This window comes from Shinella sp. WSD5-1, assembly GCF_963942435.1.
In the GTDB taxonomy this organism is placed as follows: Bacteria; Pseudomonadota; Alphaproteobacteria; order Rhizobiales; family Rhizobiaceae; genus Shinella; species Shinella yambaruensis.
On record NZ_OZ012596.1, the window covers coordinates 3706723 to 3719091 of the forward strand.

Annotated in this window: 15 protein-coding genes and 1 tRNA gene; 4 read left to right on the top strand and 12 right to left on the bottom strand. The window is 60.0% G+C overall.

The features are described 5' to 3' along the window. Window positions 1-116: 116 nt before the first annotated feature. Together AABQ55_RS18105 and AABQ55_RS18110 are read right to left on the bottom strand one after the other, a co-directional pair. Window positions 117-1601 carry a hypothetical protein gene (locus AABQ55_RS18105; protein WP_272806009.1) on the bottom strand — a complete coding sequence of 495 codons (1485 nt, stop codon included), beginning with the start codon at window positions 1599-1601 and terminating at the stop codon, window positions 117-119. A gap of 122 nt (window positions 1602-1723) precedes the next feature. Beyond that, window positions 1724-1981 carry a hypothetical protein gene (locus tag AABQ55_RS18110; protein WP_272806010.1) on the bottom strand — a complete coding sequence of 86 codons (258 nt, stop codon included), beginning with the start codon at window positions 1979-1981 and terminating at the stop codon, window positions 1724-1726. 587 nt (window positions 1982-2568) lie between these two features. Here AABQ55_RS18110 and AABQ55_RS18115 point away from each other — a divergent pair. Further along, window positions 2569-2814, top strand: coding sequence for a hypothetical protein (locus tag AABQ55_RS18115; protein ID WP_272806011.1), 246 nt, complete (start codon window positions 2569-2571; stop codon window positions 2812-2814). Window positions 2815-2868: 54 nt separating this feature from the next. Next, complete coding sequence (locus AABQ55_RS18120) at window positions 2869-3249, top strand: hypothetical protein (RefSeq protein WP_272806012.1); 381 nt, start codon at window positions 2869-2871, stop codon at window positions 3247-3249. On the opposite strand, the gene AABQ55_RS18125 is transcribed toward AABQ55_RS18120, so the two are convergent. After that, on the bottom strand, window positions 3237-4775 hold the full coding sequence (locus tag AABQ55_RS18125) for a hypothetical protein (protein ID WP_272806013.1): 1539 nt from the start codon (window positions 4773-4775) through the stop codon (window positions 3237-3239). The two genes, AABQ55_RS18120 and AABQ55_RS18125, sit on opposite strands and share 13 nt — an antisense overlap. A gap of 271 nt (window positions 4776-5046) precedes the next feature. Beyond that, window positions 5047-5122 (bottom strand) — tRNA-Ile (locus tag AABQ55_RS18130). 154 nt (window positions 5123-5276) lie between these two features. On the opposite strand from AABQ55_RS18130, the gene AABQ55_RS18135 reads away from it, so the two are divergent. Beyond that, window positions 5277-6032, top strand: coding sequence for an SIMPL domain-containing protein (locus AABQ55_RS18135; RefSeq protein WP_272806014.1), 756 nt, complete (start codon window positions 5277-5279; stop codon window positions 6030-6032). A gap of 421 nt (window positions 6033-6453) precedes the next feature. Here AABQ55_RS18135 and AABQ55_RS18140 read toward each other — a convergent pair whose 3' ends face one another. The 7 genes from AABQ55_RS18140 to AABQ55_RS18170 all read right to left on the bottom strand — a co-directional run bounded on the left by AABQ55_RS18140 (window position 6454) and on the right by AABQ55_RS18170 (window position 9684). Continuing rightward, entirely contained in the window at window positions 6454-6837 is a 384-nt protein-coding gene (locus AABQ55_RS18140) for a hypothetical protein (RefSeq protein WP_272806015.1), read from the bottom strand. A gap of 111 nt (window positions 6838-6948) precedes the next feature. Further along, a complete protein-coding gene (locus tag AABQ55_RS18145) occupies window positions 6949-7299 on the bottom strand; it encodes a nuclear transport factor 2 family protein (protein WP_272806016.1) in 351 nt (116 codons plus the stop codon). Window positions 7300-7439: 140 nt separating this feature from the next. Next, on the bottom strand, window positions 7440-7862 hold the full coding sequence (locus AABQ55_RS18150) for a secondary thiamine-phosphate synthase enzyme YjbQ (protein ID WP_272806017.1): 423 nt from the start codon (window positions 7860-7862) through the stop codon (window positions 7440-7442). Window positions 7863-7868: 6 nt separating this feature from the next. After that, window positions 7869-7997 (bottom strand): hypothetical protein, encoded by a 129-nt coding sequence (locus AABQ55_RS18155; RefSeq protein ID WP_256364426.1) that lies wholly within the window; start codon window positions 7995-7997, stop codon window positions 7869-7871. A gap of 54 nt (window positions 7998-8051) precedes the next feature. Next, window positions 8052-8405: a DUF1428 domain-containing protein gene (locus AABQ55_RS18160; RefSeq protein ID WP_272806018.1), complete on the bottom strand. Its 354-nt coding sequence runs from the start codon at window positions 8403-8405 to the stop codon at window positions 8052-8054. Window positions 8406-8510: 105 nt separating this feature from the next. Beyond that, a complete protein-coding gene (locus AABQ55_RS18165) occupies window positions 8511-9020 on the bottom strand; it encodes a GrpB family protein (protein ID WP_272806019.1) in 510 nt (169 codons plus the stop codon). A 91-nt stretch (window positions 9021-9111) separates the two neighbouring features. Then, window positions 9112-9684 (bottom strand): transglycosylase SLT domain-containing protein, encoded by a 573-nt coding sequence (locus AABQ55_RS18170; protein WP_244766942.1) that lies wholly within the window; start codon window positions 9682-9684, stop codon window positions 9112-9114. A 302-nt stretch (window positions 9685-9986) separates the two neighbouring features. On the opposite strand from AABQ55_RS18170, the gene AABQ55_RS18175 reads away from it, so the two are divergent. Continuing rightward, window positions 9987-11093, top strand: coding sequence for an ABC transporter substrate-binding protein (locus AABQ55_RS18175; protein WP_272806020.1), 1107 nt, complete (start codon window positions 9987-9989; stop codon window positions 11091-11093). Between the two features lie 295 nt (window positions 11094-11388). On the opposite strand, the gene AABQ55_RS18180 is transcribed toward AABQ55_RS18175, so the two are convergent. After that, window positions 11389-12270 carry a branched-chain amino acid aminotransferase gene (locus AABQ55_RS18180; RefSeq protein WP_272806021.1) on the bottom strand — a complete coding sequence of 294 codons (882 nt, stop codon included), beginning with the start codon at window positions 12268-12270 and terminating at the stop codon, window positions 11389-11391. Between the last annotated feature and the right edge of the window lie 99 nt (window positions 12271-12369).

Below are 12369 nucleotides of genomic sequence, written 5' to 3' on the forward strand. Positions count from 1 at the left end.
GCCCATGGCTGACAAGCCGAAACGCTGGAAAATCAGCGTTCGTCACGAAGTGATGCGGTGTATGGTGTTTACCTTCCACGGGGTCCGGGGGGCTTTGTCCCCCGGTCATGGGAAAATCATAATTTTCCTTGTCTTTGGCGCGCTTGGCGTGCCTCAGCCATGGCCTTGGAAATCTGCCCCGCCGACACGTTGAAATGGGCTGCTAGGTCGTCACGGCGCATGCCCTGCGTTGCTTGCAGATATAGCGCCATACCGCCCATCTCCAACCTTGCCGCCTGCTGTCCGGTCCGATCCTTCACGCCCCTCTCACGCCGCGACTTTTCCATGCGCTCAACGGAGAGTTCCCGTTTCCGGTCTTGGTCGACCAACACCCGTAAACATGCCGCGCGCTGTTCCGCCGGATCGATCCCCAGCCATTCGACAATGGTGTTGGCCTTTACCTGATAACGGCAATCGACCTCACGACCGTTGAACGTAATCGTCTGTCCTGCCGCTGCCTGCCGCGCTCGCTTGATAACGGCGGACATGCGGGATTTCGTTTCACTGTCGCGCCATCCCGCCGCCTCGTTCGCGAGCGATATGATTTCTCGACCAAGCACTTCCGCTGGAGAAATCCATGAGATGGCCACGCCCGCCATGAACAACCATACGTCACGCTGGCCTTCCGGCAGAGTGCCCTCTGGATAACGATGCGCCCGAAGTCGTTGAAGATCGGTGAGAACCGTTTCCCAATAGGTCGCCGCCGACAGATGTACCGCCGGGCCTGTCTTATCCTTGCCTTCCGCCTTACGCTTAGCCCGCTCAGCGCGGAGGGAAATTAATTCAGCGTGGGTGACGGGTAAGACTTCATCTGCAAGCGTCCCAAAATCGTGACGTGTCGGTGTTTCAGGCGAACCGTGACACCAAACCATGCCGACTTTGCACCGATCTCGGTCTGCACTGGAATTTTCGCTTCCTACAAGCCGAAATACCCGTGCAGCGTCCAATGCCCGCTTGTCCGCTCCGAATGGCTCTAAAACCAATCCTAGGCGCTTCTGGACGGCATTCCACCGAGGTAGGGCAGTACGAGGCAGCAATTCCGACAACCAAACACAAACAAGACCTCGGCCCGTCGATAAAATGTAGGACGGATGCGGGATCATCGCCTCCTCTAGATGACCGACAACGGCACCAGCAACATCTCTGGGAGCTTTGGCGCGCCACCGGGCGACATTGTGGTAATCAAGGTCTGCATAACATGCACCAATCGCCGTCAACTGTGAGATGGAGCGCCATTTCCAGAAAGCCGCCTGCGACACGTACAAATCTGTTCGGTTGTCTTGCTGGAGGACCCGTTCGGCTTCCATGATCGCGCCGCCGCCTACCGGAACGGTCCACTCTTTCCACGGCTTTTCCTGCCCGCGCACCCGCTGCGCGAAGCTGACGACGCCATTGCGGAGTCCGCCACGTGAATTGTTCGGATGGAGATTTTCTATGTGCTGGCGCGCACCGAACGCACCGTAATCGAAACCCTGAGGCTCCGAAATAATGTCAACATTTCTTTTGGAAAAATGGGAGGACTGAAGGTTCTGGGCTGGGCTATTTGCCAGCCCCCCGGTCACTCAGCCGTCAACGGCGGCTTTACAATGTCGAAAAGACTGTTCATCATTATCTAACATTCCTGCAAAAACCGACCGAGGGCCGCTAACCCTATGACGTCGGTTTTTTTATGCTCAGAGCAAAATCAGTCGGCGTCAACCGTCAAAGCGGACCGCAGAGAAAGCCGCTGATTTTGCAATTCAAGCAAAGTTTCAGAAATCTCGATTGCTCGACCTTCCTCCAGGTCGATGCGTATACGTTGGGCGGCTATGTCTTGCGCCGAATGCGGTAATTCGGAAATTCCTAAGCAACGGACGTTGTTTTCCAGAGCCTGGATGTATGCGGATCGCAATGCGCGAACGACACGATGTTGCACCGTGCATGCTTTTATTGCAGCGGTCATTTCGGTGTCCATTTGGCGCAGAAGACTAAGACGGTCGAAACATTGAGGCTGTGACATAACGATTTCCAAATTGTCGATGTAAAAGCGTCACCGCAACCCTCGCCCTTGTCAACGATTTTCTCGGGTAAGGATAATCTCATCATTCTGTAATTGTTGACATTTTCTCACATGACGGCGAGACGCTGGAATTCCGGCAGGGGTAGCCTCGCTCTTTTCCATGTCGATATTCTCTTGCCCTTCGGATCGAGCCGCTTGTCTCGATCCGATCCGCGTGGCGGACCAGAGAGAAAATAGACATGGAACCTTTTCGTTCGGTGACAGCCATCGCGGCGACTGGTTCGGCCTGCGGCCACGGTCAGGCCATTTTGACCTGACCTGAACAAGTCTATGTCGCCGCGCTGGCCGTCAACCCCTGCCTGCCGCCGATATTACGACAAACGTTCTCTTCCAAAAATCAGTAAAATCCAAACATTCCGATTAACGGACACTACCCCAAAACCGGCATCAAATTTACCTGCAGGATTCTCAGGAATCCCGTTTTCTGCTATGTTTTTCTCAATAAATTCAATCAGAAAGCGGAGATTTCAATGCGCCATAAAACCACGAAAATCAAAGGGCTGACGGTTAATATCGAGGTTGTCGAGGTTTGCGAGACGGACCAAAACGGCGGCATCCTCTGCTACGTCGCGGCGATCTACATTCAAGCACACGGAAGCGCAGACAAGAGGCTCGTCCGCAAATCCCGGCTGCCCGGAGCGGCGGCGGCATTGAAGGCCGAAATCAAGCGGGATGGGCTACGGGCGGTTGACCGTATGGCAACGCCTTTACAGTGACGACGCCTAGAATCACAATCATTCATAATCAAAGGTCGACGTACGAGGATCAACATGGAAACTTTAATCGAAGGGGATAAAATAGAACAATACAATAAAGCATTGCCTGAGATTATCGCGTATCTTGCGGCAAAGAAGTCGGAACTAATATCTGTCGAAGCGGCTTTGAAGCCATATATCGACGAATATTACGCATTCTTGCGGACGTGCCCATGGTACACAATGACCGCTGGCGCTTATGAAGAAAGCGACTATGAGTTCAATCGAAGGATGGAGCTTGAGCAAAACTCGATGTGGCGTGCACTCTCCGCCAAAAAACGTGGGCTAGAGAACCGCATCGCTGGTTACAGCGATCTCCTAGCCTTCGTTCGCAATTCAATCGAAGCGGAATCCCACAGTGAAAAGCGGGGCAATGCCCCCGGCTATTCCGCCTGACGCCGCCAGTCCATGAACGGTGAGAAATCTACGCCACGTGGGGCCGGGATAGACATTATCTTTTGGACCTCTTCGGGCTCCAGTGCTTTGAACCCGTATTTTGCCCCTACGGAAGATGCCGCGTGACCACATTGCTTGTCCGCAAGGCTATCGCCAACATTGATGCGGAACCATGACTTTGCGTTATGCCTCAAGGAATGAAACACCTGCCGCTGTGTCTCGTGAATACCGAGGGCCACCATCCAATTCCCCATCTGTTTCTGGGCAGCGTCAGCAGGGTCATTAGCCCCATGATAATGAGGGAAAACAAACCCACCCCGGCCACGCTGATTCTTTGCGAAATCAATGAAACCGCAATCACGAAGCAATGGATGGATTGCAACAATGCGGACAGACGTCTTCGTCTTCAGGGGCCTGTCGACCGGCTTCCCATCAATGATCAGTGGAAGCCGTAAGTCAAAAACCTCGTTCCCTTCAATAGTTACCATGTCAGATGATTGCAAATAGACGATTTCAGAAAGCCGCATCCCTGTCAGAAAACCAACAAGAGGCAACCAAGCTTTATGCGGCTTCCGCATCATCTTGGGAGTGACGCTATCTGCCAGCCATGTATTCAGAGACGTCGGAGGCAGGCCCTCCCGATCAATGGCAGGTGTTGCGGCAGCAGGCATTGTCACCTTGAATGATCGGATGTCACGAATTCCTGAGACACCGGCCGTCGCTTTTTCCCAGATAAGTTTGATTTGGGCCACATGTTCTTTGACCGTCGTTTGAGACAGGCTTTTAATCCGCTGTCCGTCAGGCAATTTGTCATTCTTTGCGCCGATCTGCTTAAGGCTCAGCCCGGCGAAAATGGGGTACTTCGTACGATTTGTGGGAAGCTTTGCCATGGCCGTCGCAAAGTCTTGCAAATGGATAGGCAAATAGTAGCTGAGAGGATGATCGCCAACCACGTTCAGGAATGCCGCGAACGTGTTTTCAAGCCGCTCCTCATAGCGCACCTTATCCTTGTTTCCCTTGTCCAGCGCATCTTTTCGAGAATCGAGGATGACACGACCTGCTACGCTAAGTTTGGTGGAAGCAGTTACAGTTCTTTCATCCCGATGTTCGAGAGGCTGAGGTTGAGATTGAGGTTGAGGTTGAGGTTGAGGCTGCTGGATAGGTTGATTTTGGGGCGATTGAACCTGTGCACCCAAAGAACCGAGGGTGCGGACGACAGACTGAAATGTGTCGCGCTCCGCCTCCCATGCCACGGAATCTTTTGAAAGCGCGTCCGAAATCGTCTGAAGTCTTTGTTTGAAATCTTGCAGAGAAGCTCTTTGTGCTGACAGTTCCTTCGCTTGACGGCGGTATATTTGGGCGGCCTCATGGTCGCCTTCAGATTCGAATTCTTTGGCTTGTTGAAGTCGGCTGGTGACCCTCAAACCAAGCGGAAAATGGCGTCGGCGCAGTTCCTCAAGCTCCGCATTCAAAGCTTTGAGGCTATGAGAAAGGGTTTCTCTCGTCATGGTCGGATCGTCCATCATTCTCATGGCCGCACCCGACAAAATTATTGCTCTTTTCCGTGCCGCAGCAGCAGGAAGTGGCCCCAAATTCACGCGGATGGGTGATTTCCCAAGTTGAGATTCGACGCTAGCGGGAATTCTTTGCTGATACGTGAATCCACTTTCGCGTTTCCATAAATACACTTCAAGCCTCTCAATCTGGCTCGAAATGTGTACGTAGCGGTGTATTTCGCCGTGTACGGTGGAAAAATGCCTTGAAAATTCTCGTTTAAAATCAAGGCCTTATGGCGATTGGTGGGCCCGGAGGGACTCGAACCCCCAACCAAGCGGTTATGAGCCGCCGGCTCTGACCATTGAGCTACAGGCCCGTCCCGGCTGATGGCCGGGGGCGTCGGTCAATGGCGGCCGACGCGTAGAGACCGTCTAGACGAATTCGGCGGACCTCACAAGCGTCGCCGTATTCTCTACACAATCACGGGCGAAGAACGGCGCAAGGGACGCAACCATCAGGAGATTTTCTTTATGTTCTACGGAACCCTGGGCCGCCGCACGGGCGCCAGCCTTGTCGCGCTTTCGCTTGCTCTTGCCGCTGCGATGCCGATGGCCGCGCGGGCTGAGGACAGCGCCAAGCCGCGCGAGGCGACCATCGTCGTCACCGGCGAAGGCCGCGCGGAGATGGCGCCCGACATGGCCCTGATCGACCTCGGCGTCGTCAAGGACGCCAAGACGGCCCGCGAGGCGCTCGATGCCAACAACAAGGCGATGGCCGACATCCTTGCCGCACTGAAGGAAGCCGGCATCGAAGATCGCGACCTGCAGACCTCCGGCTTCATGATCAACCCGCAATACCAGTATCCGCAGAGCTCGACCGGCGAGAACCCGCCGCCGGTGCTGATCGGCTTCCAGGTCACCAACACGGTGACGCTGCGCGTGCGCGATCTCTCCAAGCTCGGCGAGATCCTCGACAAGGCCGTGACGCTCGGCGCCAACCAGGGCAACGGCATCCGCTTCGTCAACGACAAGCCGGATGCCGCCGTCAGCGCGGCGCGCAAGAAGGCCGTCGAGAACGCCATGGCCAAGGCGAAGGAACTGACGGATGCCGCCGGCGTCGGCCTCGGCCGCGTGCTGGAAATCTCCGAAACCACCTATCGGGCCGAACCCATGCCGATGATGCGCGCCATAGCCAAGGACTATGCCGAAGGCGGTGCCGTGCCGCTCGCCACCGGCGAGAACAGCTATTCCGTCACCGTCAACGTGACCTTCGCGCTCGGCAGCTGAACCGCGCGGAACGACGCTTTCTCGAAAGGGCCGGGCAACCGGCCCTTTTTCGTCCTAGCTGATTGCCCGTGAAACGGGTGCGGACGATCCGCAGGGAAAGGCCTCGCCCCCGTATCCTGCAGCAGGAAGCGCGCGGGTACCCTTACCCTGCAAGCCCTCTTCGCGGCGGCGCCTTCACCGTGAACAGCATGCTTCCATCCCGCCCAAGGGCAATCGCCATCGCACGGTATCGCCACCCGCCGGAAGAGTAGGCAGGCCGCACGCCCTTCGTTCCACGGCCTGCGGTCCTACGGTCCTGCCGGGAATGGTGAGGCGCAAAACGCAAAAACCCTCCCGGCGAAACCGGGAGGGCGGCCGCTCGCCGGCCGGGGGTAACCTTGCGGGCGGCGTTCAGGGAAAGGCCGGCAACCGATCTTTCCGCTCAGCGCCAGAGCACCGGGCAATAGCGGTCGTTGGCAAAGACGATGCGACCGTAGCCCTGGTAGCGGAAGCCCTCGACGACGACCTTGCGCGGCGTGACATCGGCGATGCGGGCGCGGCGCAGGCCGAGATCGTGCGCCTTCACCATGGCCAGGCGAGGATCACAGCGTCCGCGGCCGCCCCAGTTTCCATGGCGGCGATCGTTCCGGCGGTCCCAGCGATCGCGGCGCCCGTCATGGTCGCGGATCTCGAAGAAGCCGTTGCGATAGCCGACCTGCTCGATCGACAGCTCGGTATTGGCGGCGGAGGCGGCCGGCATCGTAGCCGTCAGCGCGCCGAGGCCGAGAACGGCGGCAAGAAGGGATTTTTTCAGAAAGCGGGTCATCGGGGGATCTCCTGTTCACACCGGCCGGGCCGTTTCGTCCGGCGATTGAGGAGACCTTAGGGGCGCGAGGCTGAACGGAGGCCGAAGCCGTCGTTCAGCCTCCGTTCAACTTCATGAACCGGTGAAGAAGGCGATGCGGGTGATGGCCCCGTCCTCGAGCTCGAGCAGCAGGATCTTCTCCTTCGAATAGGCATCGCCCGCCGCCGACCTGCCGCGCGCCGTCAGGCGGATCGCGACATTGTTGCCGAGCGCATCGCTCATCACCAGCGCGTCGCCATAGCTTTCGTCGAAGGACTCGAAATGCCGGGCGAGACGATCGCGCAGCGCGGCGCGGCCATTGTCCATGCCCTCGCCGATGCCGGAGATCGAGACATCCTCGTGGACCTTGCCGGCAAGGGCGGCGAAGTCGCGGGCGTTCAAGGCCTCGATGACGGCATGGTTGATGCTTTCGGTATTCGCCATGAACATCTCCTTCGAAATCCGCCGCGCGGGCGCCCGCCGGGCGTTCGCCGGCGACAGGCGAGAACAGGACCCGGAACGCAATCGCGACACGCTCCGGGATGGATCGCCGCAGGAACGTTCCATCGTGCCGGCCGGTTCCGTCAAGGGCCGAGATGCAGGACGATTTCGCGCCGGTGCGGCCGGTCGCGGTGCTCGAAGAGATAGAGGCCCTGCCAGGTGCCGAGCGCGAGGCGGCCGCCGACGACCGGAATGCCGATCGAGACGGCTGTCAGCGCCGCCTTGATATGGGCCGGCATGTCGTCCGGCCCCTCCAGCGTGTGCACGATCCAGCGCATGGCGGGATCGTCCGAGGGCGGCACGAGCCGGCGGAAGAACTGGTCGAGATCGCGCCGGACATCCGGATCGGCATTTTCCTGGATGAGCAGCGAGCAGGAGGTGTGGCGGACGAAGACCGTCAGCACCCCCTGCTCCATGCCCGCGCCCCGCACGAAGGCGGCGGCCTCGCCGGTGAATTCGTAGAGCCCCTGCCCGCGGGTCGGGACCGTCACGATCGTCTGCGCCATGGCGCGTCAGCCGCCGATGGCCCAGAACAGGGTGCCGACGACCACGATGAAGGCGAGGATGACGCCCATGAAGCGCGCCAGGCCCATATTCGTGTCCGTCGTGGATCCGACGATCGCGTAGTAGAGGTTCGTCATGGCGTGTCCTTTCTTCCGGTTCCGGATTAAGGGTTTAGCCTGCTTCCCCCCGGCTCACAACTCGACGACCGCCTCGAAGCCGCCGTAGATCATGCGCTTGCCGTCGAAGACATCCTTCCATTTGTCGCCCTTCAGGCGCTCGTCCGCCATCACCTTGGCAAGGATCTCGTCGCGCTTCGCGCGCGATTCATAGGTGACCCAGGAAAAGATCACCACCTCGTCGTCCTTCGCCAGAACGGCGCGGGGAAACGAGGTGAGCTCGCCATAGGGCACGTCGTCACCGATGCATTCGACATAATCGATCGCGCCGAGCTCCTTCCAGACATCGCCCGCCGTGCGTGCCATGTCCTTGTACCGCTCCAGATTGGCCTTCGACACGGCCAGCAGGAATCCATCGACATAGGTCATGATCGTCTCCTTCTTGGGTTTGGACATGTCAAGGACGTGTGTCGGAAGGCCGATCCGACAAGGGCGCGTAATTTTATGCGATGACGGGCGGGCAGAAGCCTGAACCTACCAGCGCGGCGGAGGAGCGTTGCGGATCACCGCCTCTATGAAATCCCGCTTTGCAGCGGTGTAGGCATCTCCCTCCAGAAAGAACCGTCTGGAAAGTTGCTGCTTCAACGCGCCGTAGGCCTCACGAAGCGCCCCGTCTTGACGCAGCCTGTCACGAAACACCAAGCGCTTGCGATGCGTTTCATTTCCCGGTGGGCACAGATAGACACGGCAGGCAGGCTCCCGTTTTGCCAGAAAGGCCCACATATCGTCGTCATAGCGGTTTCCCCGCGCGCCGTAGCCCGCCTGCACAATGCGCTGGCAGGCAGGCTCGATCAGTTCCCGGCCGCAAAGCGTCACATCGATATCGATGATTGGCTTGGCGGCAAGCCCCGGCACGGCAGTGCTTCCGACATGGTCGATTGCATTGACGGCATCGCCGAGCAGTGCCCGAAGAGACTTTGCAATCTCCGCGAACAAATCCGGCCATGCCGCGTCATAACCGACGACGATGACGGGAGTGGGCAAAGCCGATCTCCTTGTCCCGATGGAAGCTGCGCGCGGAAACACCAGCGTGCACGGCCGAAACGCGGAACATCGTAGCGGCAATCCGTCCTGCCTACCACGCTCCGCAATTCTTCAACTGTCGCGAATAGCTGACCGCCATGTTCGACGCGCGCTTCGCGCCGGCCTTGGCCGTGCCGCTCCAGTTGCCGCGCGAATAGCCGGCATGGCCGTGGTAATAGGCGATGTAGAGGCGGTAGGTGTCGTTGAGGGCGATGCCGTTCCTGCGGTTGCTCTCGGCGTGATACCAGGCGATGAAGCGGATCGCGTCGGAGAAATCCGTGCGGTTGGCGGCCCAGCGGCCGGTCACGCGCTTGTATTGCGCCCAGGTGCCGTCGAGCGCCTGCGAGAAGCCGAGCGCGCTCGATTGCCGCTTCCAGGGGATGAAGCCGAAGAGCTTCGTGCGCGGCGGGCGCGCATTGTGCCGGAAGCCGGACTCCGTGTAGATCGTCGCCATGAGCACGGGAACGGGCACGCCATATTCCCGCTCGGCGCGGTAGGCGGCGCGCCGCCAGTTGTCGAACAGGCCGTCACGTTGCTCGAAGATGGCGCAGGCATTCTGCGTCTGCCGCGGAACAGACGCGCATCCGGCAAGCAACAGGAGGACGACGATCAAAACGCAACGCATCGCAGTTCCTCAGAATTTCCCGGATATTTATAAATCGTAAATCTTAACAATCCGTTTTGATTCAAATGCCGCATACTGCCTTCCATTCACGCGGGTGATCCGCCCATCAAATATGCAAATGCATTATTTTGTTGCGCTTTTTCCCCTTCCGGCCTAATCAATCTGCAGCACGCCGGCCTTTCGTGAACGATTGTTCCGGACCGTGAAAGAACCCGCTCCGCATCGGAATCCGGCAAGCGCCGTCCGGACGCGTGAGCATCTGCGACCGGGCCGCCCGATGGCCCCAGTTGAGGAGACCCCCCATGAAGAAGCAGATTTTTGCCGGCGCCCTGCTCGCCGCATCCGTCGCCTTTGCCCCGCTCGCCCATGCGGACATCGTCATCGGCCTCGTCGCCCCGCTGACCGGCCCGGTCGCCGCCTATGGCGACCAGGTGAAGAACGGCGCGGAAGCGGCCGTCGCCGAGATCAACAAGAACGGCGGCATTCTCGGCGAACAGGTCGTCCTGAAGCTGGCCGACGATGCGGGCGAGCCCAAGCAGGGCGTTTCGGCCGCCAACCAGATCGTTGGCGAAGGCATCCGCTTCGTCGTCGGCCCGGTGACCTCGGGCGTCGCCATCCCGGCCTCCGACGTCTTTGCTGAAAACGGCGTGCTGATGGTCACCCCGACGGCGACCGCGCCGGACCTGACGGCCCGCAGCCTCGAGAACGTGCTGCGCACCTGCGGGCGCGACGACCAGCAGGCCGAGGTTGCCGCCGCCTATGTGCTGGCGAGCCTGAAGGACAAGAAGGTCGCCGTGATCCATGACAAGGGCGCCTACGGCAAGGGTCTGGCGGACGCCTTCAAGGCCGCGCTCAACAAGGGCGGCGTCACCGAGGCGCTCTACGACTCGGTCACCCCGGGCGACAAGGATTTCAGCGCGCTTATCACCCGCCTCAAGGCCGATGGCGTCGAGGTCATCTATTTCGGCGGCTACCATCCGGAAGGCGGCCTGCTCGCCCGCCAGCTGAAGGATCTCGCGGTCAACGCCACGATCATCGGCGGCGAAGGCCTGTCGAACAGCGAATACTGGGCGATCGGCAACGAAGCGGCTGCCGGCACGCTCTTCACCAATGCCTCCGACGCGCTGAAGAGCCCCGATTCGCAGGCCGCCGTCGCCGTGCTCAACGAAAAGGGCATCCCGCCGGAAGCCTTCACGCTCAATGCCTATGCCGCCGTCGAGGTTCTCAAGGCCGGCATCGAGAAGGCCGGCAGCGCAGAGGATTCGGCCGCCGTCGCGGCAGCGCTGAAGTCCGGCGAAGCCATCCCGACCGCCATCGGCAAGCTGACCTATGGCGAGAACGGCGACCTCACCTCGCAGAGCTTCTCGCTTTTCAAGTGGGAAGACGGCAAGATCGTCGCCGCCGAATAAAGCGAAAGATGCCAGGAACGGAAAACGCCCCACATGCCGCGTGGATCCTCGGGTCAGGCCCGAGGATGACGGCAGTGGGTGGGGCTGGGTTTACCGGCGAATCTGACGCCGGGGCGAGAGCCCCGGCGTTTTTGTTTGGCGACGTCCGCCTCGCCTCTCCTCCGTCATGGTCGGGCTTGACCCGACCATCCATGCAACAAACGCTGCGCTTGCCGCTGGTTGACGGCAGTGGGTGGGGTGGGGTTCACTGGCAAACCTGGCGCCGGGGCGAAAACCCCGGCGTTCTTGTTTGCCCTCACGCATCGCCGTCGGAATGGGCCCAGTCGAAATAGAGGTCGCGCGCCTTGGCGGTGATCGGGCCGGGCTGGAGGTCGCGGTCGTCGAGACGCGTCACCGGAACCACCTTGGAATAGTTGCCCGAGGTGAAGATCTCGTCCGCGCTCTCGAAATCGGCGACCATCAGCGTCGTCTCGACCACCTCGAAACCGGCTTCTTTCAGCAGGCCGATGACGCGCATGCGCGTGATGCCGGCAAGGAAGGTGCGGTTGGCGGCGGGCGTGAAGACGACGCCGTCCTTGACCATGAAGATGTTGGACGAGGCGGTTTCGGCGACATTGCCCAGCATGTCGCGCACCAGCGCATTGTCGAAGCCGCGCTTGCGGGCCTCCACCAGCATGCGGGCATTGTTCGGATAGAGGCAGCCGGCCTTGGCATCCGTCGGCATGCATTCCACCGTCGGGCGGCGGAAGGGCGAGAGGGTCAGCGAGGATGCGGCCTTCGGGTCGCCCATCGGCGCCTCGAAGAGGCAGAGCGCGAAGCGGGTCGATTCCGCGTCCGGCGCCACCACGCTGAACGCGCCGTGCTCGGCCCAGTACATCGGCTTGACATAGATCGCCGTCTTGCCGTCGAACTTCTTGACGCCTTCCCAGGACAGCGCCTCGATCTCCTCGGCCTTCACCACCGCCTTGAGGCCGAGCGCCTCGGCGGAGCGGTTGACGCGCTGGCAATGCAGGTCGAGGTCGGGCGCGATGCCGTCGAACCAGCGTGCGCCGTCGAAGACGGTCGAGCCGAGCCACATGGCGTGCGAGGTGGGGCCGATGAGCGGCGGGTTGCCTGAAACCCATTCGCCGTCCACGAAGGTCCAGGTCGTCGAGCGTGGTGAGGTATCGACTGGCATTTTGTAAACTCCTTTTCGCCCATCAAGGCCCGGCGGGCCGGACCGGTCAAGTCACAAATGCCTTCCGACAGCCGGTCGCGCTTGTCCATTCAAGATGTT

Excerpts from the sequence above, each read along its gene's own strand:
- AABQ55_RS18110 (WP_272806010.1), bottom strand. The coding sequence starts at position 1,981 with ATGACCGCTGCAATAAAAGCATGCACGGTGCAACATCGTGTCGTTCGC.
- AABQ55_RS18115 (WP_272806011.1), top strand. The coding sequence starts at position 2,569 with ATGCGCCATAAAACCACGAAAATCAAAGGGCTGACGGTTAATATCGAG.
- AABQ55_RS18120 (WP_272806012.1), top strand. The coding sequence starts at position 2,869 with ATGGAAACTTTAATCGAAGGGGATAAAATAGAACAATACAATAAAGCA.
- AABQ55_RS18125 (WP_272806013.1), bottom strand. The coding sequence starts at position 4,775 with ATGATGGACGATCCGACCATGACGAGAGAAACCCTTTCTCATAGCCTC.
- AABQ55_RS18135 (WP_272806014.1), top strand. The coding sequence starts at position 5,277 with ATGTTCTACGGAACCCTGGGCCGCCGCACGGGCGCCAGCCTTGTCGCG.
- AABQ55_RS18140 (WP_272806015.1), bottom strand. The coding sequence starts at position 6,837 with ATGACCCGCTTTCTGAAAAAATCCCTTCTTGCCGCCGTTCTCGGCCTC.
- AABQ55_RS18145 (WP_272806016.1), bottom strand. The coding sequence starts at position 7,299 with ATGGCGAATACCGAAAGCATCAACCATGCCGTCATCGAGGCCTTGAAC.
- AABQ55_RS18150 (WP_272806017.1), bottom strand. The coding sequence starts at position 7,862 with ATGGCGCAGACGATCGTGACGGTCCCGACCCGCGGGCAGGGGCTCTAC.
- AABQ55_RS18155 (WP_256364426.1), bottom strand. The coding sequence starts at position 7,997 with ATGACGAACCTCTACTACGCGATCGTCGGATCCACGACGGACACGAAT.
- AABQ55_RS18160 (WP_272806018.1), bottom strand. The coding sequence starts at position 8,405 with ATGACCTATGTCGATGGATTCCTGCTGGCCGTGTCGAAGGCCAATCTG.
- AABQ55_RS18170 (WP_244766942.1), bottom strand. The coding sequence starts at position 9,684 with ATGCGTTGCGTTTTGATCGTCGTCCTCCTGTTGCTTGCCGGATGCGCG.
- AABQ55_RS18175 (WP_272806020.1), top strand. The coding sequence starts at position 9,987 with ATGAAGAAGCAGATTTTTGCCGGCGCCCTGCTCGCCGCATCCGTCGCC.
- AABQ55_RS18180 (WP_272806021.1), bottom strand. The coding sequence starts at position 12,270 with ATGCCAGTCGATACCTCACCACGCTCGACGACCTGGACCTTCGTGGAC.